General features: G+C 59.7%; 21 protein-coding genes, 2 tRNA genes and 1 pseudogene. 20 read left to right on the top strand and 4 right to left on the bottom strand.

Annotated elements, in window-relative coordinates; translation table 11 throughout:
* Nucleotide 1: 1 nt before the first annotated feature.
* The 10 genes and pseudogenes from HMPREF2847_RS08695 to HMPREF2847_RS11685 all read left to right on the top strand — a co-directional run.
* Complete coding sequence (locus HMPREF2847_RS08695) at nucleotides 2-373, top strand: hypothetical protein (protein WP_070437668.1); 372 nt, start codon at nucleotides 2-4, stop codon at nucleotides 371-373.
* 52 nt (nucleotides 374-425) lie between these two features.
* Nucleotides 426-743 (top strand): hypothetical protein, encoded by a 318-nt coding sequence (locus HMPREF2847_RS08690; protein WP_141765081.1) that lies wholly within the window; start codon nucleotides 426-428, stop codon nucleotides 741-743.
* 47 nt (nucleotides 744-790) lie between these two features.
* Nucleotides 791-2,278 (top strand): GH25 family lysozyme, encoded by a 1,488-nt coding sequence (locus HMPREF2847_RS11825; protein WP_083327355.1) that lies wholly within the window; start codon nucleotides 791-793, stop codon nucleotides 2,276-2,278.
* A gap of 82 nt (nucleotides 2,279-2,360) precedes the next feature.
* Nucleotides 2,361-2,726, top strand: a complete 366-nt coding sequence (locus tag HMPREF2847_RS08680; protein WP_070437662.1) for a phage holin — start codon at nucleotides 2,361-2,363, stop codon at nucleotides 2,724-2,726.
* Between the two features lie 11 nt (nucleotides 2,727-2,737).
* Nucleotides 2,738-3,178 carry a hypothetical protein gene (locus tag HMPREF2847_RS08675; RefSeq protein ID WP_070437659.1) on the top strand — a complete coding sequence of 147 codons (441 nt, stop codon included), beginning with the start codon at nucleotides 2,738-2,740 and terminating at the stop codon, nucleotides 3,176-3,178.
* The gene (locus HMPREF2847_RS08670) at nucleotides 3,150-3,554 is read left to right on the top strand and encodes a hypothetical protein (protein WP_070852161.1); all 405 of its coding nucleotides are present in this window, start codon (nucleotides 3,150-3,152) and stop codon (nucleotides 3,552-3,554) included. Before HMPREF2847_RS08675 ends, HMPREF2847_RS08670 begins: the two co-directional genes overlap by 29 nt.
* A 581-nt stretch (nucleotides 3,555-4,135) precedes the next feature.
* The gene (locus HMPREF2847_RS08665) at nucleotides 4,136-5,923 is read left to right on the top strand and encodes an ABC transporter ATP-binding protein (RefSeq protein ID WP_168168376.1); all 1,788 of its coding nucleotides are present in this window, start codon (nucleotides 4,136-4,138) and stop codon (nucleotides 5,921-5,923) included.
* Nucleotides 5,920-6,588: an ABC transporter transmembrane domain-containing protein gene (locus HMPREF2847_RS11330; protein WP_083327354.1), complete on the top strand. Its 669-nt coding sequence runs from the start codon at nucleotides 5,920-5,922 to the stop codon at nucleotides 6,586-6,588. Before HMPREF2847_RS08665 ends, HMPREF2847_RS11330 begins: the two co-directional genes overlap by 4 nt.
* Before the next feature lie 19 nt (nucleotides 6,589-6,607).
* On the top strand, nucleotides 6,608-7,612 hold the full coding sequence (locus HMPREF2847_RS11325) for an ABC transporter ATP-binding protein (protein ID WP_083327353.1): 1,005 nt from the start codon (nucleotides 6,608-6,610) through the stop codon (nucleotides 7,610-7,612).
* Nucleotides 7,613-8,291: 679 nt separating this feature from the next.
* A pseudogene (locus HMPREF2847_RS11685) lies at nucleotides 8,292-8,940 on the top strand (DNA methyltransferase); the annotation flags it as partial.
* A gap of 186 nt (nucleotides 8,941-9,126) precedes the next feature.
* Here the strand turns inward: HMPREF2847_RS11685 and HMPREF2847_RS08645 are convergent.
* Entirely contained in the window at nucleotides 9,127-9,468 is a 342-nt protein-coding gene (locus HMPREF2847_RS08645; RefSeq protein WP_070852157.1) for a helix-turn-helix domain-containing protein, read from the bottom strand.
* Nucleotides 9,469-9,492: 24 nt separating this feature from the next.
* Between HMPREF2847_RS08645 and HMPREF2847_RS08640 the strand changes: the two genes are divergently transcribed.
* From HMPREF2847_RS08640 to HMPREF2847_RS08630, 3 genes are all read left to right on the top strand, one after another.
* Nucleotides 9,493-9,918 (top strand): hypothetical protein, encoded by a 426-nt coding sequence (locus HMPREF2847_RS08640; protein ID WP_070852156.1) that lies wholly within the window; start codon nucleotides 9,493-9,495, stop codon nucleotides 9,916-9,918.
* Nucleotides 9,919-10,355: 437 nt separating this feature from the next.
* Complete coding sequence (locus tag HMPREF2847_RS08635) at nucleotides 10,356-10,640, top strand: hypothetical protein (protein WP_141765080.1); 285 nt, start codon at nucleotides 10,356-10,358, stop codon at nucleotides 10,638-10,640.
* Nucleotides 10,641-11,099: 459 nt separating this feature from the next.
* A complete protein-coding gene (locus HMPREF2847_RS08630) occupies nucleotides 11,100-11,477 on the top strand; it encodes a hypothetical protein (RefSeq protein WP_070852154.1) in 378 nt (125 codons plus the stop codon).
* Nucleotides 11,478-11,700: 223 nt separating this feature from the next.
* Here the strand turns inward: HMPREF2847_RS08630 and HMPREF2847_RS08625 are convergent.
* Nucleotides 11,701-11,774, bottom strand: a tRNA-Ile gene (locus HMPREF2847_RS08625).
* Between the two features lie 257 nt (nucleotides 11,775-12,031).
* Here HMPREF2847_RS08625 and HMPREF2847_RS08620 point away from each other — a divergent pair.
* The 4 genes from HMPREF2847_RS08620 (at nucleotide 12,032) to HMPREF2847_RS08605 (ending at nucleotide 17,130) form a co-directional block, all read left to right on the top strand.
* Nucleotides 12,032-13,675, top strand: coding sequence for a DHA2 family efflux MFS transporter permease subunit (locus tag HMPREF2847_RS08620; protein ID WP_141765079.1), 1,644 nt, complete (start codon nucleotides 12,032-12,034; stop codon nucleotides 13,673-13,675).
* 322 nt (nucleotides 13,676-13,997) lie between these two features.
* Entirely contained in the window at nucleotides 13,998-15,374 is a 1,377-nt protein-coding gene (locus HMPREF2847_RS08615) for a dicarboxylate/amino acid:cation symporter (protein WP_070852153.1), read from the top strand.
* 10 nt (nucleotides 15,375-15,384) lie between these two features.
* Nucleotides 15,385-16,239, top strand: coding sequence for a serine hydrolase domain-containing protein (locus HMPREF2847_RS08610; RefSeq protein WP_070852152.1), 855 nt, complete (start codon nucleotides 15,385-15,387; stop codon nucleotides 16,237-16,239).
* Nucleotides 16,240-16,506: 267 nt separating this feature from the next.
* Complete coding sequence (locus tag HMPREF2847_RS08605; protein ID WP_070852151.1) at nucleotides 16,507-17,130, top strand: DUF3145 family protein; 624 nt, start codon at nucleotides 16,507-16,509, stop codon at nucleotides 17,128-17,130.
* On the opposite strand, the gene HMPREF2847_RS08600 is transcribed toward HMPREF2847_RS08605, so the two are convergent.
* Both HMPREF2847_RS08600 and aceE read right to left on the bottom strand, forming a co-directional pair.
* The gene (locus tag HMPREF2847_RS08600; RefSeq protein WP_083327351.1) at nucleotides 17,106-17,465 is read right to left on the bottom strand and encodes an acyl carrier protein; all 360 of its coding nucleotides are present in this window, start codon (nucleotides 17,463-17,465) and stop codon (nucleotides 17,106-17,108) included. The two genes, HMPREF2847_RS08605 and HMPREF2847_RS08600, sit on opposite strands and share 25 nt — an antisense overlap.
* Entirely contained in the window at nucleotides 17,465-20,221 is a 2,757-nt protein-coding gene (aceE, locus tag HMPREF2847_RS08595) for a pyruvate dehydrogenase (acetyl-transferring), homodimeric type (protein ID WP_070852150.1), read from the bottom strand. The genes HMPREF2847_RS08600 and aceE overlap by 1 nt, the downstream gene beginning before the upstream one ends.
* A 276-nt stretch (nucleotides 20,222-20,497) precedes the next feature.
* Here aceE and HMPREF2847_RS08590 point away from each other — a divergent pair, with 276 nt between their 5' ends.
* The 3 genes from HMPREF2847_RS08590 (at nucleotide 20,498) to HMPREF2847_RS08580 (ending at nucleotide 21,363) form a co-directional block, all read left to right on the top strand.
* On the top strand, nucleotides 20,498-20,908 hold the full coding sequence (locus HMPREF2847_RS08590) for a DUF3052 domain-containing protein (RefSeq protein WP_005511050.1): 411 nt from the start codon (nucleotides 20,498-20,500) through the stop codon (nucleotides 20,906-20,908).
* Between the two features lie 123 nt (nucleotides 20,909-21,031).
* Nucleotides 21,032-21,103 (top strand) — tRNA-Val (locus tag HMPREF2847_RS08585).
* A gap of 71 nt (nucleotides 21,104-21,174) precedes the next feature.
* Nucleotides 21,175-21,363, top strand: a complete 189-nt coding sequence (locus tag HMPREF2847_RS08580; RefSeq protein WP_141765078.1) for a hypothetical protein — start codon at nucleotides 21,175-21,177, stop codon at nucleotides 21,361-21,363.

Below are 21,363 nucleotides of genomic sequence, written 5' to 3'. Positions count from 1 at the left end.
CATGCCTGTTCTAAACCGTGTGAAGGGCGTGTACCGTGGCCGGGCGCTAGTGCAGTTCGTGCGTGTCGCTGGCCGAGTCATCTGGCAAGCCAAAAAGATCGTGGGCTGGAACAAAATCGCCGGGCCATACGAGGCCTCAGTTATTTACTCTGACACAAACAAGATTGTCTTTTATAAGACGGAAAAAGATGAATTCAATGCCCTAAAAGATATTAAAGACTTATATCTAAGAGGGGCTAACGGAAGGCACTATTTGGTGACATACGTTCGGTATAGCACTGCAGGATCTCAAATCATCATATCTTCAAGACTGACTAGCGATATAGCCAAAAAAGGCGACCAGTTGAGTTTCTACCAGCCGGTGTGGGGGTAAAAAGAATGGTTGTACTCAACAAAGCCAAGGGTATCCGTGTCGGGGGGGGCTAGTGAAAACGGTGACCGTCGGCACCAAAAAAATATGGCCAAGCAGAACCATCACCGGATACAGAGTCGTAGCCGAATTCACGTCACGAGCCCGCTACACCAACCAAGTCGCCACGCAAAACGGCGAACAAACGCGACTCAAGCCATACATCGGAGTAGAGGACTTGATGATTCGCGCTAAGGGTGGCTCACAAATGCTTCCCGTGACGGAAATCAAAACCGATGTTTACGGGACGATTTATACGGACGGCAATCCGATTAACATCGGCATTTCATACAAAACGGTGTGTGAGCTTCTAGCCCCTATCTACTCCACCTAGCCCCCACAGGGGGCTTTTTTCATACCCAAACAAGGGAGGACAAAGAGATGACAATATTCGGCGTTGATGTCTCAGAACACCAAAACGGCATGAGCCTCACACAGGCCAAGAGTGAAGGCATCAGCTTCGCAATCCTACGACTGTGCGACGGCACCTACCGCGACAAAGTTTTCCACTCGCACCTCAAAGACGCAGAACGCGCCGGGCTTCTGATTGCGACCTATTGGTACCTGCGCGCACCGTCCGAAGGTACGACGATTGCCCAGCAAGTTGATGTCATCGACCAGCAAATGGGCGGTCGACGTGACCTGCCGGTGTGGATTGACGTAGAGAGCGTCGCAGGAAATCGGAAGCTGCTCACAAAAAATGATGTGTGGGCAGCCAAACGCGAGCTAGAAAAACGCGGATACATTGTCGCCGGCATTTACAGCGGCGCGTGGTACTGGGAGAACATGCCCGGTGGCGAACCGTCAATGTCCGGACTCGGAGCTCTGTGGGTATCCAACTACGGCCGCAACCGAACACTGCCATACCGCGCCGCATACGACAGTGATGGCGGCGACAACCACAGAGGGTGGGACTACCCACTCGGCAACAAGAAGCCAGACATTCTGCAGTACGGCTCAAACGGTCTTGTCGCTGGCTTCAAGGTTGATGTCAATGCGTATAGGGGAACCATCGACCAACTCAAACTCGTTTTCACAGGCGCACGTGCGACACAGCCTGCGCCTCAGCCGGGACGAGAAAGGAAACCCATGGAAAAGATGCTCGACTACCGGCGTGACCAGATCTGGCAAGACACCGGCTACAACTGTGGCCCTGCGTCGGCTCAAACCATCATTAGAGCCGCCACCGGTGTTCTTCTGCCGGAGGCGACCCTGGCACGTGAGATGGGCACAACGACGCGGGGCACCGACTGGATTGGCCAGATTAAGCCTGTGCTCGACAGGCACGCGCCTGCGGGAAAGTGGGCTTTGGCGGAAATGCCGAATGACCCGCCAACCGGGGCGCAGCGAGACCAGCTGTGGCAGCGAGTCACCGCCAGCATTGACGCAGGGTTCGGCGTGCTGGCCAACATTGTGGCCCCACCGTCGAACTACCCGCGCGCCAGCTACAAGAGCCGTCAGAACCTCGCGTACTCCGGAGGCACGGTCTACCACTACCTGTGCGTGATGGGCTATGCCGTCGATGACGCGGGGCAGCGGCACGTGTGGCTCGCCGATAGCGGCTTTCAGCCCTACGGGTCGTGGGTCACGTTCGAGCAGCTCGCAACGATGATCCCACCAAAGGGCTATTTGTATTCCACTGCGGTGAAGAAAAAGGAGGCACCTATGACCGCACCGCTTACGCTCAACACTCCGTGCAAGAGCCATGTTCCTGGCTCGAAGCACATCGCACCACTTGCTGACTACATCATGTATGCGGACGCGGGAGTGTTCGCACTGCGGCAGCAGGTAGGAGAGCTGCAGAAGCAAAACGCCGAAGTACTCAAACAGCTCGATGAGCTCAGGCAGCTTGTCGCTGACAACAAGTAAGCACCCCGCCGGGGTGCTTTTTTCATGCCTGCGTCAATACCGGCGCGGGCATTTTTCATACCTCAAAGAAGGAGAAACAATCATGGAAACCATTCGTAATTTCATTCCAGCGTCTGCTCGTGCCAGCTGGTACGCGGTAGCGTCAGCGCTCGTCGCAGCGCTCGTATCCTGGGGCGTCCTGGACGACACCGCAGCACCAGCCATCACCGGTGTCATCATCGCAACCGTCACCCTCATCTTCGCTCTGCTGCACTCTGACACACCATGGCGTCAGGCCGTCTACGGTCTCGCCGCAGCGCTCGGTGTCCTCGGCGTCTACCTCGGCTGGGGCAGCGAAGTGCAGATGGATGCGCTGCTGGCGGTTATTGCCCCGGTTCTCGGCCTGGGAACCGCCGCTGCGACCACCAATGCCGGCGAGTATGTCGGTGAGCACCGGTTGGGCGAGTAGGGGTTGGCGCGGTGACGGAAAAACTGTTCAACCCGCGCCTCATCGCTACGGTCTGGGCAATCTATGCTGCAGCCACCAGCGCCGGATACTACGGGCATTCGGTGACCGCACTCACACCAGTCGAGGCAGCGCTGCCCGCCGGTAGCCCGGCGTTGGCATGGGCGGCCGCATCGCTGCTTCTGGCTATTGGTGCGGCCACTCCGCCGAAAGGGAAGTGGGCGGCACTCGGAAGGGCCAGCCGAACCGCGGGCATTGCAATCTGCGGGGCGTTGCTGACAATGTGGGCGAGCTCGTATGCGATTGACGCGATTCACGATGGGTCACGAATGTGGGTGAGCGCGAAGAATTATCTGCTGTTGGCTATTACTGCGGCTGCGTCTGCCACAGTGATGGGACGAAACCGCTCCCGTGGGGAGGTTGCGCATGGAGATCAACTGGGGAAACTTAATTAACTCCATTCCGGGAGCCATAGTCGGCATTATCGTGGCGTGGATTGGTTGGAAGGGCCGTAAAGAAGAGTCGTCGGTGGCTTTCAATGGGACGCTGCTGCAGAGCCAGGACAATCGGATTAAGAAGCTTGAGGACCGGCTCGATAGCGTCGAGAGTCGCCTGCGGGACACGGAGGCGATGCTTCGTGTGGAGGAGGACCGGACGCATTTGCTTCGCCGTGGTCTCACGGATGCGATTGGTTGGCTGCGCGAGTTTATTGATTGGGCGCGTTGTGGTGCGGAGGGTGCCGCACCGCAGCCGGATTTGGCGAGACTGACTGGGATTGTTGGGGATTCGCAGGCGCTACCGACAGCCAGGAATCCACCGACCGAGACATAACTCAAGAATCTTTGCCCCGCTGGTTTGAGTTGTTCGGGATTTCCGAACGGTTCGCCAGCGGGGCGTTTTTTCATGCCTACAGGGCGGGTTGGGGCAACGATACTGTTTTCGAAAAGTGCGATTCCACAGCCGAACTCTTGGGATTGTGAATCCTGCTGCTTTACGGCGCAATTGTGTGGTGCGTTCGTGGTGCATTTTTGGTGCAAAATACCCGTGAAAGTGCGTGAAAAAGAGTGAAAGATAGTGAATACGCAGACAAGCAAAAACCCGCCCCCACCAGGCTAAAAGCCAGGTGAAAGCGGGTTTTCAAATCGTGCCCCCGGTGAGACTCGAAACTCACCATGGTGTCGCCAAATATGTGCTCTAAACACAAAGCGCCTACACCGGACTTGGCCTCTACGAACGCCGGAGCTTCTTCAGTCACACCGCGATGAGGCAGCGGCATCCGGCTGTCCGCCGTTCACGGCTGTGGGTGCTTTGGAGCCGCCGATGTACTTACCGACGCGTTGCTAGTTAGGCTAGGGTAGCCTTAGTTAAAAAAAGAGGTGATTGTCTACTGAGGAGGTAACACAGTGCCGCACGTGACTGACGAACCCACCACAGCGACCAACGAGTCGACGAGTCGGCTGACAGGGGGCGACGCGAACGCGGGGAACCCCGTTTGGCACATCCTTCGGCCGGTGTCCGTCCCCATCGCCGTCGCCCTGTTGCTGCAGGTTCTCGGCAGCTTGGCCAGTGCCATTCCACTGCTGGCGTTGGTCCGGATCGTCGATGGACTCACCCGCGGCACGGACTCGGTGTGGCCAGCGGTCTGGTGGTTCATCGGTGGACTCGGTGGCGCACTAGCCCTGGGGTCGCTGGCGCTGCTCATCACCCATCTGGTCGACCTGCGGGTACAGGCCGAGTTGCGTGTACAGCTGGCCGACAAGCTGAGCCGACTCCCACTGGGATGGTTTGATCAGAGCTCCTCCGGACGCGTCCGCCGCATCATCCAAGACGATGTCGCGAGCCTCCACCACCTTGTCGCCCACGCGTTGGTCGAGATCACCGCAGCGGTTCTGACACCGGTGGTCGGCGTCATCGTCGCATTGACGATCGACTGGCGGCTCGGCCTGTGCTGCATGATCGGCCCGGTGGCATACATGGTCCTGTTCTCGGTGCTCGCGCCCGGAGACATGCGCACTGTCATGGCCCGGATCGCCGAGGCGCTCTCCGAGGTCTCTGCCGCGGTAATCGAATTCGTCGACGGCCTCGCGGTGCTGCGCATTTTCGGTGCGGCGGAGACCGGCTCGACACGCTTCACCCGGGCGTCTGACGACTTCACCTCGGAGTTCCGCACGCTCGTCACGCCCCAGATGCGTGCCCATGCCGTCGCGCTCACCGCCCTTGGGTTGCCGGTCGTCGCGCTGACTGTCGTCGGCCCCGGAGCTGTCATGGTTGCCGCCGGATGGAGCGAGGTCGCCGACGTCGTTGTGGTCACCATGATCGCGCTCTCACTGCCCGCCACGCTGCTCACGGTCGGAGCCGGGCAACAACACGTCAGCGACGGACAAGAAGCCGCCGCTCGAATCATCTCCCTCCTCGACGAGCCTGAACTTCCTGTGCCCCAACAGCCCCGCGAACCCGCCGGGTCTGACGTCACGATCGAGGACGTCACCTTCGGCTACACACCCGACGAGCCGGTGCTGCACGGAGTGTCGCTCGTTGCTCGGGAAGGCTCGGTCACCGCGCTGGTCGGGGCCTCTGGCTCGGGCAAGTCGACCCTCGCCTCCCTCATCGCCCGCTTCCGTGATGTGGACACCGGTACGATCCGCATCGGCGACGTCGACGTACGCGACATCGATCCGCATGTGCTCCATCAACACGTCGGCATCCTGCTGCAGAGCCCGAGCCTGCCCGCCATGAGCATTCGCGACAACATCGCGCTCGGGCGTCCGGACGCGATCGACGAGGACATCCAGCACGCCGCCTCCCAAGCGGCAATCGACGCGCGAATCCGGGAACTGCCCCGCGGCCACGACAGCGTCGTCGGAGAGGACGCGCGGCTCTCCGGTGGTGAGACCCAGCGCGTGGCCATCGCCCGGGCCATCCTCGCCGACCCCCGCGTGCTCATACTCGACGAGGCCACCTCCGCGGTCGACCCTGAAAACGAGGCCGCGATCGGGCAGGCCCTAGCCGAATTGACCCGTGGACGCACGGTCATCATGATCGCCCACCGCCTTGGCACGATCACCCATGCAGACCAAATCGTCGTCCTCGACCAAGGGCGAATCGTCGAACAAGGCGATCACGAGTCCCTGCTCGCCGCCGATGGGCACTACGCCGCGCTATGGCGTGACCAGGCCGCCGTCACGGGAGGTGCTCGATGATTGCGCAGATTGAACGGATCGCTGGCCAAGAAGGACGCTCAACACTCCGGCGATTCACAGCCGTGGCTGTGGCGGCCGGAGTCGCACAGGGCCTGTCATTGGCGTGCCTGGTCCCAGTACTGGCCCACCTGGCCCAGGGGGATTTCAGCTCAGCACTCTGGTGGTTGATCGCAATGGTGGTCGGCGCCGGCGTCCATGCCCTACTCACGGTGTGGGTCACGCGCGGGAGCGTCGATTTGACCATGTCTCTGATGTCGTCGATGCATCGCCAACTGGCTCGGCAGCTCATGCGTCTGCCGATGGGGTGGTTCGATGGCGGGTCCGCAGCCAACGCCTCACGGCTCTCGGTCCGCGGCACAATGTTCGTCGCTACCGCAATCGGCGACGTGGTTGCTCCGCTGGTCGGTTACGTGGCGACTCCGTTGACTCTAGTGCTCGTGACCTTCTTCCTTGACTGGCGGCTGGGACTCTCGCTCGCCGTCGGGGTACCGCTCGTGTACGCCTCGACTATGCTGGCTCGCTCCTGGAGCCCGGGCCGACGCCCGACTCACCGCCGCGGAACACCGCACCGATGCCGCGCTGCTCGACCTGGCCAAGCACCAGACGGCGCTGCGCGGGGCGCGAGTGGCGGGTTCTGGTTATGCACCACTGGCATCTTCACTTGACCGCCAACGTCGCCTCGGTATGTCGGCCCAACTGGCCTCCGCCGCATCGATGATCGTCCAGAGCGTCGTGGTACAGACGGTCTTCGGCGCTGTGGTCACCGTGGCCGTATGGCGCGGTCTCGGCGGTGCGGACCCGCTCGTGATGATCGGTCTCATCCTCATCGTCACCCAGGTGGTCGGTCCCCTCCGCACGCTTTCCGAACTTGGTACGGCGCTGCGCCGCATGGATCGTGAACTCGCCCAGGTGGTGAATTTGCTAGACGAGCCGGGGCTACCGGAACCCGAGCAGCCAGTCGCCGCGCCGACGCGTCCGCCGGAGATTGCGATTGACGCAGTGCGCTTCGGCTACGACGACGCGATGGTGTTTGACGGTCTCGATCTGACTGTTGCGCCGGGATCGATCACGGCCATCGTCGGGCCATCCGGGTCGGGCAAGACCACGCTCACCCGCTTGATCGCCCGCTTCTATGACGTGGACGCGGGGGCCGTGCGGTTCGACAGGGTAGATGTTCGTGACATGGCTAGTGCCGATGTCCTCGGGGCGACGTCGTTGGTGTTCCAAGACGTTTATCTCCTCGATGACACCCTGCGCGCGAACGTGCTGCTCGGCCGCCCCGAGGCTACGGATGCCGAGGTGGACGCCGCCGCGAAACTCGCGCGGGTCGATGAGATCGTCGATTGTCTGCCTGAGGGCTGGGCGACCCGCGTCGGTGAGGGCGGCAGACTGCTCTCGGGCGGCGAGCGGCAGCGCGTGTCGGTGGCCCGCGCCGTGTTGAAGCGGGCGCCGGTGCTGCTGGTGGATGAGGGGACTTCATCGCTCGACGCGTCCGCCGCCGTCGCTGTGCAGGAGGCAATACGCGAACTCGCCGGGTCGGCGACAGTGCTGGTGATCGCACATCAGGAGCACACAGTGGCCGCTGCCGACCAGGTCGTCATGCTCGATGGCGGACGCGTGGCCGCGGCGGGGATACACGAGGATCTGCTGGCTTCGTCGCAGGCGTATGCCCGGCTGTGGGCGCGATAGTGATAGCTGACTCGGTAACCCAAGTCAGGCGTGTCGCACGCCTGCAACGGGGGACCGAGCGGTCTTCCAGGGGCCGGTACATCATCGACCCAACGGTCAACTACCTAAAGAAAACCAACATCGAGCACGTCGCCCCACACCCCTCACCACCCCACCTGCCGGAGTAGCCCCACCGGCCTAAAAGTGTCAACAATGTCATGCGACATCTTTCAAGCAGGTTGCGAGACAGCAGCCCCCAAAATCGCCGCTGGGAAGCGAAAATGTCCCACAGCACACTGTCAAGAATGCTGTGAGACTTCGGGAGACTCGGATATTCAATCTCCCAGCCGTTATGTCGGCCCCGGTTGAACTTGATTTCCTAGCAGGATACCCGCCGATTCCCTCAATCGAGACTCGCAAAAGCCGTGCCGGTGAGAATCCCACCGCAGGGCCGTACTCATTGGGGCCGTACTGTGTCCAGAGGGGGTGACCGTCTCGGAACGCGAGACAACGAGTTTTCTTCAATGTTGAGAATCCGGTATGGGGGCGACACGCTTGGGGAAGTCGCAGACCGGACCACCTCCACTAGGTAGGTGCGTATCACCGGGATATGCCCCCACCGCTGTGGCTACGTTTATATCACGTCCCCACGCTGTCGCACCGGACCGATACAGGGGGAAATTGATACTTGGAGGATTCTGTGGCGAATAGTCAGAAACTCGAAATTACGTGGCACAACAAGGACAAGGCGCCCATTCCCACCACGCGCGGCCGCTACGGCTACACGTGGGGGGCGCCGACGGACCCGCGCTACTGCCAGACCAACTTCCTTGAGTAAGGCGACGTGATGAGCGGTGAACAGCAACCCAAGCAGGAGGGACGAACCTACTCCGAGCACGCGGACCTTGAACCCCAAGACGACAACCTGCTTATCCTCGGCGAGTCCGGCGACGTGCTCGAAGCCTTGACCCGCGTGCCGGAACTAGCCGGCAAGTACGTCGGTAAAGTCAAGTGCGTCTACATCGACCCGCCGTTTAACACCGCGCAGACCTTCGCCAACTACGAGGACAACCTAGAAAACTCGATCTGGCTGACCATGATGAGAGACAGCTGCTGCACCTGAAAAACTCCTGTCCGACGACGGGGCCATCTGGGTCCACCTCGACGACGTGGAAAACCACCGTATGCGCATGTTGATGGACGAAGTGTTTGGCGCGGCGAACTTCGTGGCCGAGGTGGTGTGGCAGAAGGGTTCTCACGTCCGTAATGACTCCACGACGATTTCGTCGAGTCACGACGTAATCATCGTCTACGGAAAGCGCGGCGACCGAGTCATTAACAAACTCCCTCCAAGCTGTGACACGCCGATGGGCGATTTTGACGTACAAATGTGAGAACTCCGAAGAGCGCAGTCGCCAGGTAGTAGTGGTGGTACTCGGACAAGCATGTCTGATGGGAACCTGTGCAAGATCGAGGCTGCGTTTTTCACCAACTCATGCTGGGGTATAGGCATGAACTTTTGTACGATTCACGGCCTAGTTGCCCCGGCGCCACAGCGGGCGATTACGTGGACACCGAAGCCTACGTCTGGGCCACAGGCGGGTGTCGAGCGCGTGCTCCATGACCGCAATGGACTGCACGCTAGGCCAGGTCTCACCGCGCAGGTATCGACGCAGCGTCTTTTCGCTGATTCCCACGCGCAGCGCGAACTCGGTCTCGCCCACCACCCAGCCCTGGCGAATCGCGGTATCGAGTTCCGTCTGCAACGCGTAAGTGAACTCCCACAGTTCCCGGTATGGAGTGTCGAGGTCAGCCACGTCGACCTTCGGCCAGTCGGGGAAACGACGATTGGGGACGGACCACTCGGTCGAGGCCATTTAGGCGAGGAACTCCGGTTTGATATGTGTCACGTCCCCGGTGGTACTCGGCCAAATTGGTCGTTCAAGGGTGACTTCCAAGTAGGCGATAAGACGCGCCTGCGGCCAAACGAGACCACGGGAAAGTCTCGACAGCGTGCTCTTCGGAAGGCCCAGCCGGGCGGACAGATCAGCCTGGCTGGTGGCCCAACCCGCGTTCACGAACTCGTTCACCACCGCGTTCAAGTTATCGCGCAATTCAGCGGCGACTCGGTAGACGGGGTCGTCGATGCCGGTGGGGGAGAGGTTTACCCAGTTGGGGTACCTGGTGGCGGGTGCCTCACCTTTAGCAGGCAGTTCGGCATGGTGTCAGCCTACGAGGGGCGGACACCATTTCTGCGTATTGCGAGGGGGTGTCGCATGGGCCAACTCGCTGACCGTTACGCATGGGCTGACAAGGTCAGCACGTAACTGCACACCGAAGAAAACCCACGTCAACCTCGACGTATGGCCCCATGTGCGTGAGAACGTCGTGGACATTGCGACTCGCTACTTCGACGAGTCTCGTTGTATTCCCGAGACAATGAACCGGGTGGACATCTCGTTTGAGCCGACCGTCTATCAAACAATGAGGGTCATCGCAGCACTTATGGCGTCCGGGTACGAGCAGGGACGAACAACACCGAAGGAAGTCTTCAACGAGAGGTTCATTCTCTGGTATCTGGACAACTCGAAAATCACCGTCAACATAAAACGCGCTACCCGCAAGTATGCGATCCTCATTTTGCGAAGAACTCTTTCCAGGTGTGAATCTGGAGGAGATTCGGGACTTCAAGACCCCTCTGTCAGACAACTCCCGACGTACACGGTGGACGAGATTGTAGAGTTTCGCCAGGTTGGTTTCGATATTGGGGCCGAAAGCCGTCGCGTCCCGTATCTCGGTGCGCTCGCGCTCACGCTGGGTGCTGGGGTTCAACCTCAAGGACATGCTCGCGGCTCGTGGGGTCGACTTCGTGGTTACCAACGGAATACTTACTGCAACCGTCAACGAGGATTACACCCGAGTTGTGCCGGTGGCGCGGTCCTGGACCGACGACCTTATCGCACTCACCGAAGGGGTCGGTCCCGACGAATATGTGTTTTATCACGGTCTAGATGAACGTAAGCGCCGGGATCGGCTCAAGGTTCCGTGACTCGCGCGCTACTACAGGGGGGGCAGGTCCCTTCCGAGGTTCACAACTCTGCGCAACACCTGGATCGCTGGCTTAATCAATGAGGGTCTCGACTACGAAACCATCGCTTACCTGGCCGGTTTTCCGAACACCGAGTCTGTCGCGCACGCTGCTTACCGATTGGAGCAAGTCGGACCGCGTGGCCCGAGACAAGCACCTCTCGATCCGTTCATGGCGAACTGGGTCGCCAACTTGCGCTCGGGGGTCTCTAATGCAATGTTGCAGCTTCCCGCACCCGGTTGGGGGTACACGGATTCCGTGAGGTTGCCTACAGGCAACTACCTTTCATGCACACCCCCACGCGGTCTGACTCCACAATTAAGGCCGGGCGACTACCCGGCACTACGGGCTACTTACTGGTGCCAGGAAGCAATTTTTCCATGCTCGTCTACACGCACTACCGACCCGCTCACTAGAGCAATGAAGTACGTCCAGGACGGCCCAGCGGGTTCCCCGAAGCAGTGGGCCGAAATCTACGGTCGTCGAAACTCGGTCGAGTCCATCAACGGCTCACTTAAAGGTCCCCTCGGTGCGTTCATTGACGACCCAAGGACCCGGCTCATGCGAGGCTGGGCCTCGCAGTTCTTCCTGACGGCCTTTGCCGTCGCGGGCACGAATCATCGACTCATCATCAGCAGTGCGAAAGACGATGTTTTCAACCGTGGCTCTGGCCCAAAGAGGCCAGAGCCGCCGAAGCGTCGTAGGTTCGTCTCCGAGTACGAGGACGACGATTCAGACTTCGACTTTCACAAGAACCGCCGGACGAGGGGACCGGACCCCCTTCCCGGCTTAGCCTAGACCGACCGCAGCAATGCGCTCGGTCTACTTGTCGTGTCGAAGCGTCGAAAAGGGACGTGAAGTCGAACAAAATGAACGGCCCCGGTTCCTCATTATTGAGGTTCCGGGACCGTTTTCGTGCCGCTTATCGGCGCTGGTAGTCCGAAGATCGACATCGAGGGGGCGGGAGTTTAATTATCCGATCGAACATCGACCAAACGTCCGAAACTCCCACTTCACATCGTGCCCCCAGCAGGGCTCGAACCTGCGACAAAAGGATTATGAGTCCTCTGCTCTAACCGACTGAGCTATAGGGGCAAGGCTCGGGCGCTGTGAAGCGACAATTGAGCGCGAAAACCAGCGCCCGAGACCTCATAGCATCATAGCAATCTGCCACTGTGCAGTGATAAAAGCCCTATAGCCAGTGGGTTTGGCTGTCACCGCACGGGTTTAATGAAGCAAAGTGTTTCCGTGCCAACGAAGGCGATTCCCGTGCGCAACGAAGCTGAGTCTTCCGCAAAGTTACGACTTTCGGTTGATGAAATCAGTACTTGGACACTTCTAGCATTAATCCTATGAGTACGAAACCTTCCTTGAGCAGCGCCGACGTCTCAGCCGACGCACAACCCGGTGCCACAGAGAAAGCGGAGGGCACCACCGCCACGGCGATCGCTAGCGATGAGCAAATCGCTGAGTTCTCGGCCTCGCCACAGCGCTGGTGGGGCCTGCTCGTGCTCGCGGTTGGTCTCGGCATAATCGTCCTGGACGGAACCATCGTTGGTGTTTCACTGCCGACCATCATTTCGGAGCTGGGCCTCGACATCGTCGGTGCGCAGTGGATTACCACTATCTACTCCGTCGTCTTCGCCGCGCTGCTGCTAACCTCTGGCCGTGCTGGTGATCGCTTCGGCCGCCGAACCCTTTTTCTCGTCGGTCTGGTCATCTTCACGGTCGGCTCCGTTGTGGCCGCGCTTTCCACATCTTTGGCCCCGTTGGTCATAGCCCGCGTTATCCAGGGCATTGGTGGCGCGTGCATTCTGCCGTCGACACTGTCCAGCGTTAACGCGCTGTTCCGCGACAAAGATCGCGCCACCGCATTCGGCATCTGGGGTGCGGTCATGTCCGGTGCCGCAGCAGTCGGCCCGCTCTTGGGTGGCGTCCTTACTCAATTCGCTGGTTGGGAAGCCATCTTCTGGGTCAATGTTCCCATCGCCGTGGTGCTCTTTATCCTTGCGCTGCGTTGGGTACCGAACACCGCGGGCGATACCAATGGCGCTGGTGGTTTCGACGTTCTCGGCCTGCTGCTATCTGGAATCGGCTTTGGTGCCGTGGTCTTCGGCATCATTCAGGGTGCCAAGATTGGGTTTGCTTTTCCCTCCGCGCCCGTCGTCACGCTCTTAGTTGGTGCGGTGGTGCTCGTCGCCTTCGTGCTGTGGGAGAATCGTCGTCGAAAGAACGCGGATCCTGCGCTGTTGGATGTGTCGATGTTCTCTTACGCCACGTTCAGCTGGGGTAATACCACGGCGATGCTCGTCGCGGTGGGTGAGTTCGCGCTGGTCTTCGTGCTGCCGCTTTACTTGGTGTCGGCGATTGGCTTGTCGACGATCGCAACTGGCCTGGTCCTGGCAGCGATGGCTCTCGGCGCGTTTTTCGCAGGTGCCATGGCACGTCATCTAGCGGCCCGAATCACCCCGGCCGGTGTGGTGATTGTGGGGCTTGGCCTCGAGGTCTTCGGCTCGCTGCAGTTGGCGGCGGAAGAGCGTGTTGATCTGCCACTGTGGCTCGTTGTGTTTGCGCTGATTATCTACGGTCTGGGGCTTGGCCTGGCGTCGGCGCAGCTGACCTCGCTGGTGCTCGGCGATATTCCGGTGCGTCTGTCGGGGCAGGCGTCGGCGACGCAGTCGACAATCCGGCAGATTGGTTCTGCTCTCGGTGCGGCACTCGGCGGTATGGCGTTGACGATTGGGCTGGATCGCGAGATTGCGAGGTTGTCGCCGGGACTGGAACAGATGGGGCAGGGGTTGAAGGATTCTGCCGGCTCTATGCTGATTGGTCTGCGGGCGCAGGGTGCTCCCGACGGTGTATTGATCCCGCTGACAAATGCGTTTGCACATGCCACACAGTTCGCGCTGTATTCCGCCGTCGGTGCGCTGACTATCGGTTTCCTCTGCTCGCTAAAGGTGCTGCAGCTGCGCAAGCAGGCTGAGAAATCGAATTAGCGATGTGGAATATTCGGGTGAGGGACAGTGTTGGAAATTGGTGTCACAACATCAATCGTGGCAGTCTTATCGTTTGTCTCTTAACCGGACTTGCAACATAGAAATGACCAACATGAAAATGCTCACAAAGCGGCGTTGGCTCGATTACGGCCGAATTTCCACTTCCTCCTGTCGCTAAACACTTCGGGCTTCCGCCCCCCCGTTGCGCCTACCTCTTCGAGGCTGAGGCCAGCGGTCCCGGATACCCCATCACTCGCATATGCCAGACGGGCTTAAGGCGCGGCACAAGTGTTTTCAGAGAAATAAAATCCCAGGAGGAAAAGTGAATAAATTCAAATGGGCGACCGGCTTCGGTGCCCAAGTTGTCTATGGCCTGATTATTGGTCTCATTTTGGGCTTCATGGCCCGCAGTACTGGCGATGACTCCTCGCTGCGCACAGCGCTGGACGAGGTCGGCAGTACCTACGTCACGCTGTTGAAGCTGCTCATCCCGCCGCTGGTGGTCACCGCAGTCGTGGTGTCGATTGCCAACCTGCGCCAGGTCGCAGGCGCAGCCAAGCTGGCTGTTTCGACACTGGTTTGGTTTGCCATTACGTCCTTTGTATCGGTGGTTATCGCCATCGTGCTGGGCTTAGTCATCAAGCCAGGCGTCAACTCTGGCGTGGATGCCTCGGCAGCTCAAGAGCCGAGTTCCGTGGGCTCCTGGTGGGGATTCCTGCAGAGCATTGTCCCGCAGAACTTCCTCGGCCTTGGTGTGAAGATCAGCGAATCTGACGGTGCTGTATCCGGCTCGCTGAACTTCAACGTCCTGCAGCTGCTGGTCATCGCGATTGTCTTCGGTATTGCCGCAGTAAAGGTCGGCCCGAAGGCTGAACCGTTCATCGAGTTCTCCGGCTCTCTTTTGACCATCGTGCAGAAGGTGCTGTGGTGGGTTATCCGTCTGGCACCAATCGGTACTGCGGCTCTGATCGGTCATGCTGTCGCTGAGTACGGTTGGGAAGCACTTGGCAGCCTGGGCAAGTTCGCCATTGCCATCTACATTGGCCTGTTCCTGGTTATCGCAGTTGTGTACCCAGTTGTGCTGAAGATTCATGGCATTAGCCCAATCGACTTCTTCCGTCGCGTCTGGCCCGTGACCTCGCTCGGCTTCTTCACCCGTTCGTCGATGGGCGTCATGCCGGTCACTGAGCGCGTTGTCTCCCGTCGTCTGGCAGTACCGGATGAGTACGCTTCCTTCGCAGTACCGCTGGGCGCCACCACGAAGATGGATGGTTGCGCCGCCATTTACCCGGCTATCGCGGCTATCTTCGTCTCGCAGTTCTACGGTGTGCCGTTGGACTTCACGGACTACCTGCTCATCATCTTCGTCTCCGTTATCGGTTCGGCCGCAACTGCTGGCACCACCGGCGCTACCGTCATGCTGACCCTGACTCTGTCGACTCTCGGCTTGCCACTTGCCGGCGTCGGCCTCCTGCTGGCTGTCGAGCCGATTGTGGATATGGGACGCACCGCGGTAAACGTCACCGGCCAGGCCGTGGTCCCATTGGTCGTCGCAAAGCGTGCAGGAATTTGGGACCAGGACGAGTGGGACGCAAGCGCCAACGCCGACCTATCGCCAGCCGATGAAACAGCCGACGAGTCGGACGACGAGTCTGCGGACGCGCCTGCTGAAAAGTCCACGTCCGCCACGCTTGCGTAGTCTTGAGGGCATGACTTCTTGGAAGCCCTCTGTTCTAGCGCAAGTTGACCAGTGGCCAGTCAATACGGTCGCGGCTGCCGTGCGTGCCGACGATGGCAGTTGGCACACCCACGGTGATAGCGGCCGAGTTTTTGAACTGGCCAGTGTGACCAAGCTGTTGGCGGCCGTGGGAATGCTTGTGGCCGTCGAAGAGGGTGCGCTGGAGCTCAATCAAGAGCTCACGCCACCCGGTCGTGGTGCGACTGGGCGTCACCTACTGGCGCACGCCGGCGGGGTGGGGTTTGCCAGCCGTGAGCTGGAAAAGGAACCGGGGGAGCGACGCATTTACTCCTCCGCGGGCTTTGACATCATCGCCGATGTAATCGCCGCGGAGGCAGACATGCCGTTTAGTGAATACCTGCGCCAGGCTGTGTTTGAGCCGCTAGGGATGGCGGATTCCGTGCTGGATGGCTCGGCAGGGCATGGCGCGCGCAGCAGCGTCGCTAATTTGATGGCCTTCGTCGATGAGGTTCTCGCCCCGACTCTGCTGCATCCCGATACCGTGACCGAAGCGTTGACCGTGCAGTTCCCGGGGCTGAATGGTGTGGTGCCGGGCTATGGAATGCAGCGTCCGGCCGATTGGGGCCTGGGATTTGAGATCTTCGGACACCCCGATTCCAAGCAGGGGCTGTGGTTTGGTGCCTCGATGCCCAAGGATGTCGCAGGCCATTTTGGGCAAGCGGGCACATTCCTGTGGCTGCATCGTCCAACCGGACGGGCGGCAATCGCGCTGACCGACCGAGATTTCGGCGAGTGGGCAAAGCCTCTATGGGCCGACTTCAACGACGAACTCTGGAGTGAGCTGGAAGAGCACGCTGAGGATTAAGGGGATGTGGAGTAAGCCGGCGTCGCTTGCGGCGCCGATTTTTCGTCTCACCGCTAAATCACATCTGGGGGATTAAGGACAACTTGAGGGTTGCCAGCAGCCGTCTTGGAAATAACAATCATAAACACGTGCAACGTAAACCTCAGAAGTGTTGTTTTACCGCAGTGCTTTTTCTGCAGTGTGGCAAGTGTCGTTGGATGAGTTCGTAGGGGAAGACGAATCTCGTCTTACACCAATTGACCGCAACTTTTCCGAGGACCTTCGTCTATGCGCACCCAACTTTCAGGCGTTCTGTGGATTCACAGCATGCCAGGGCCGCTGCAACCACACATCACGTGGGCGCTGGCCCGACTCAGCATGCCCGATGGCACTAAGCCAGGCCGGGATATTTGGCGTGCGACCGACCAGGATGCCACTTTGTGCGCCGAGGTGCCTTTCACTGCAAGTGCTGACACCATCGCCACACTGGTGGACAACCTGGCTAGGTGGCCGCGCCTCTATTTCGAGCTGGCGCAAGACCCAGCCGTGGATGATGACGGCTACGCCATCGACGGTATGCGCTACTGCCATACCCCGCAGCTGGGGACTTTCGCCGGACAGACCGATGCCGCCGGAAACATCGTGGTCAACGAAGACGCACTGCGTTCCATCATGGCGCGCGGCGGCGACATCGCAGGCGCCCTTGACGCGGCCGTCGGCGGGCCGTGGGACCGCGTGTTAGAGCCGATGCGCATGATGACGGCGGGCTACGCCCCCGAAGAGTGCTTTACGACGTCCACCCCTGCCGGGTCCGACAGCGCCAGCGGCAACTCGACCGCTGGCAACGCAGACCTCGGTGGGGTAGCGGCAGCTAACGTGCTGCAGCTCTACCCGCGCCGGGCGGCGATGTAGTCCACTACATCGCCAAGGGTCTTAAACGAGGAAATGTCCTCGTCCTCAATGCGGACTCCCAGCTCTTCCTCACAGCGGACGGCCAACTCTACGACGCTTAGGCGGTCAAAGCCGTAGTCGGTCAGCGGAGTGGAGAGCTCTAAGGACTCCACCTCGTCGTTAGCCATCTTTTTGACGATTGCCGCGACCTCGCCGTGAAGACCTGCGGGCAGGTCAGCGTCGGCGGAACCCTTCTTCGAGCCCGCGTTCGCTGCATTGGGTGAGGCATCGTCAGCGTCACCGGTGACCTGTGTGCCCAGTAGGGCGCTGAGCTGATCTCCAAGGCTTGAGGTCATTATTCAACGTCCTGAGTGGTTGCGGTTGGATTGGTAATCTGCAGCTCTTCAGCGGCTTCCTGGGCGACATCCATGTCGAGCTTGCCAGCGCGTGCCAGTGCGGACAGGGCCGCAACAGCGACTGACTCGCCGTCGGAGTTGAAGTAGCGGCGAGCGGCCGGACGGGTATCCGAGAAGCCGTAGCCGTCGGTGCCGAGGACGGTGTAGTCACCCGGAACCCACTTGCGAATCTGCTCCGGGACCGCACGCTGGAAGTCGGTCACTGCGATGAACGGCCCATCGGCGTCGGACAGCTGGCGGGTAACGAAGGCGTCTTCGACCTCTTCAGCCGGATTGTGTAGACGCTCAGTGTCACGCTCGTGCCCATCGCGGGCCAGCTCATTCCACGAGGTCACCGAGTAAATCGAGGAAGCCACGCCGTAGTCTTCCAAGATGTCCGCGGCGCGCAGCGCCTCCTGCATGCCAATGCCGGAAGCCAGCAGGTTGACATGCTTGTCGCCCTCAGCCTTGCGGAAGCGGTAGATACCGCCAAGCAGCCCCTCGACATCGAGGTCTTCCGGGACAGCCGGCTGCGAAGTCGGCTCATTGTAGATAGTCAGGTAGTAGATGACATCTTCGCCGCGCTCCGGGCCGTACATGCGGTCGATACCGTCGCAGACGATGTAGGCAATCTCGTAGGCAAACGCCGGGTCGTAGGAGACCACAGACGGGTTCGTAGCCGCCAGCAGCTGGGAGTGACCGTCCATGTGCTGCAGACCTTCACCTGTCAGCGTCGTGCGACCAGCTGTCGCCCCGAGCAGGAAGCCACGGGACATTTGGTCACCAGCGGCCCAAATGGAGTCAGCCGTGCGCTGGAAACCGAACATCGAATAGAAGATGTAGAGCGGAATCATGGCCACGCCATGGGTGGCGTACGCCGAGCCGACAGCGGTAAACGACCCCACAGAGCCCGCCTCGGAAATGCCCTCGTGCAGAATCTGACCGTCCTTCGCTTCCTTGTAGGACAGCATCAGCTCATGGTCGACCGGAGTGTAATTCTGGCCGTGCGGGTTGTAGATCTTCAGCGTCGGGAACCAGGAGTCCATGCCGAAAGTACGGGCCTCATCAGGGATGATAGGCACGAAGCGGTCCTTGAGGTCTTTATCGCGCATCAGGTCCCTGAAAACACGCACCGTCGCCATAGTGGTGGCAACTTTCTGCTTACCTGATCCCTTGAGCAGGTTCTTCAGGCTCTCAGGCTTTGGCACTGTCAGAGGCTCGTAGCTAGTGCGGCGCTCCGGCACGAAACCGCCGAGCTCCTTACGCCGCTCCAGCATGTACTGCACTTCCTCGGACTCCGGGCCCGGGTTGTAGTACGGCGGCAGGTAGGGATCCTTCTCCAGCTCCTCGTCGGAGATCGGAATGCGCTGGTTATCACGGAAAAGCTTCAGATCACCGAGCGTCAGCTTCTTCATCTGGTGGGTCGCGTTGCGGCCCTCGAAGTTGTGGCCGAGGCCATAGCCCTTAACCGTGTGCGCCAGGATGACAGTCGGCTGGTCCTTGGTCTCCAAGGCCTTCTTGTAGGCAGCGTAAATCTTGCGGTAGTCGTGGCCACCGCGACGGAGGTTCCAAATCTCCTCGTCGGTCATGTCCTCGACCAGCTTGGCAGTGCGCGGGTCACGGCCGAAGAAGTGCTCTCGCACCCAAGCGCCGTTGTTAGCCTTCAGCGTCTGGTAATCGCCATCGCAGAACTTATTCATCAGGTCGACTAGTGCGCCGTCCTTGTCCTTGGCGAAGAGCTCGTCCCATTCGCGGCCCCAAACGACCTTGATGACATTCCAACCAGCGCCGCGGAAGAACGACTCCAACTCTTGGATGATGCTGGTGTTACCGCGCACCGGACCGTCGAGACGTTGCAGGTTGCAGTTAATGACGAATGTCAGGTTATCCAGGTTGTTCAGCGCCGCATGCTGAATGGCACCACGGGATTCCGGCTCGTCCATTTCGCCGTCACCGAGGAAGGCCCAAACGTGCTGCTGGGAAGTGTCCTTGATGCCGCGGTCATGGAGATAGCGGTTAAAACGGGCCTGGTAGATAGCGTTAATTGGTCCCAGCCCCATAGACACCGTCGGGAACTCCCAGAACTCCGGCATGCCATGCGGGTGCGGGTAGGAGGGAAGGCCATTGCCCTCACCGAGGGAGACTTCCTGGCGGAAACCGTCGAGGTCCTCTTCGGTCAGGCGCCCCTCTAGGAATGCACGGGCGTACATGCCCGGCGAAGCGTGGCCCTGGAAGAAGACGTGGTCACCGCCGCCTGGGTGGTCCTTGCCGCGGAAGAAGTGGTTAAAGCCGACCTCGTAAAGCGGTGCGGCACCCGCATAGGTGGAGATATGTCCGCCCACGCCGATACCTGGACGCTGTGCGCGATGGACCATAATTGCCGCATTCCAGCGGATCCACTTGCGGTAGCGGCGCTCAATGTCCTCATCGCCTGGGAATTCTGGCTCCATCTCAGTCGGGATGGTGTTGACGAGGTCTGTCGAGGTCAGCGGCGGTAGGGCCACGCGCTTTGCCGTGGCACGTTCCAGCAGCCGCAGCATGAGGAAGCGTGCGCGTTCCGGACCTGCCTCTTCCAACAGGCCGTCGAGAGACTCAAGCCACTCCTTGGTCTCTTCAGGATCTGCATCCGTGAGATAGGAGGCGACCCCATCACGGATAAGGGCAAAATTTGACTCATCAGAGTGGGCTTGTGGCGTACCTGACGATGTATCGGACATTGTGAGCTCCTTTCAGTCCCTGAAGGAAAGGCAAAGGTTATTTTTCTCCACTCTACTTCTGAATCGTTTGTTGTGCCCCCAGCCGTTTCTTACACACGCTTTCACTGAATAATCCGCTTGGCTTTACGACGAACATTGCGAAGAACACTGCGAAAACTGCACCTTTTTGGGGAAATTCTTATTTTGCAGCTGTGAAAAATGTATTTGAGCGGTAAAATTCCTGCACATAGTTCGAAAAATCGAGCTGAATAGTTTTTCTAGAGGAGGAAAAGGGAAGTGGTCAACGCCACAGGCGCTGCTCATGAATATGCGAGCAGGCTCGGCATCAAGGAAGGTCAGCTAGTCCAGGAGGTTGGCTGGGATACAGACTGTGACTCAGCAATCAGTGAGTCGGTCGAGAATTTCCTGGATGCAGACCTGCTCGACGAAGACACGGATGAAGTTGTCGACGTCGTATTGCTGTGGTGGCGTGAAGAAGACGGCGACTTGGTCGATGGTCTTGTGGATGCTTCCCGCCCTTTGGAGGATGAAGGTCGCGTGTGGCTACTCACGCCGGGCGCTGGTCAGCCGGGTGCCATTGATCCTGGCGTGATTGACGAGTCCGCACAGCTGGCAGGTTTCTCCAACACCTCGGCGCTCCGGCTGGGGGATTGGCAGGGCAATTGCCTGGTGCAGCGCTCTAGTTAGCCGGCTTTAGCTGTCTCGTTTGAATCGGCTACTAGCTGAGCTGTTGAAACAATCTACATAAACGCTGTTTGTAGTGCGCAATTGGCAATCTATGTTTGCCGTGTGTTAGAGTTTCGCAGCAGCGCGGCGATAGCTCAGCGGTAGAGCTCTGGTTTTACACACCAGCGGTCGGGGGTTCGAAACCCTCTCGCCGCACAGACATAATCCGCCCGGATTCTTGTAATGGAGAATCCGGGCGGATTTTGTTTGTGCTAAACTTCCGGTCTGTGCGTTTTACAAAATCGCTTGCCACCATTGTTTTTGTCGGATCTCTGCTCGCGGGCGCTCCCGCCTACGCAATCGGCGGGGATGGTAAACCGATAATCGATTCGGCCACCTGCAAAGCAATGGTCAAGGCTGCAGATGCGGGAGAGCCGGTGGATGTCGTAGCCGTTCTGCAGGGACAGTTTGATTAG

Origin of the sequence: Corynebacterium sp. HMSC074C03, from assembly GCF_001838285.1 — a bacterium.
GTDB lineage: Bacteria > Actinomycetota > Actinomycetes > Mycobacteriales > Mycobacteriaceae > Corynebacterium > Corynebacterium amycolatum.
Note: the sequence above shows the minus strand (reverse complement) of the source record. Positions and strands in the feature narration are given on the sequence as shown.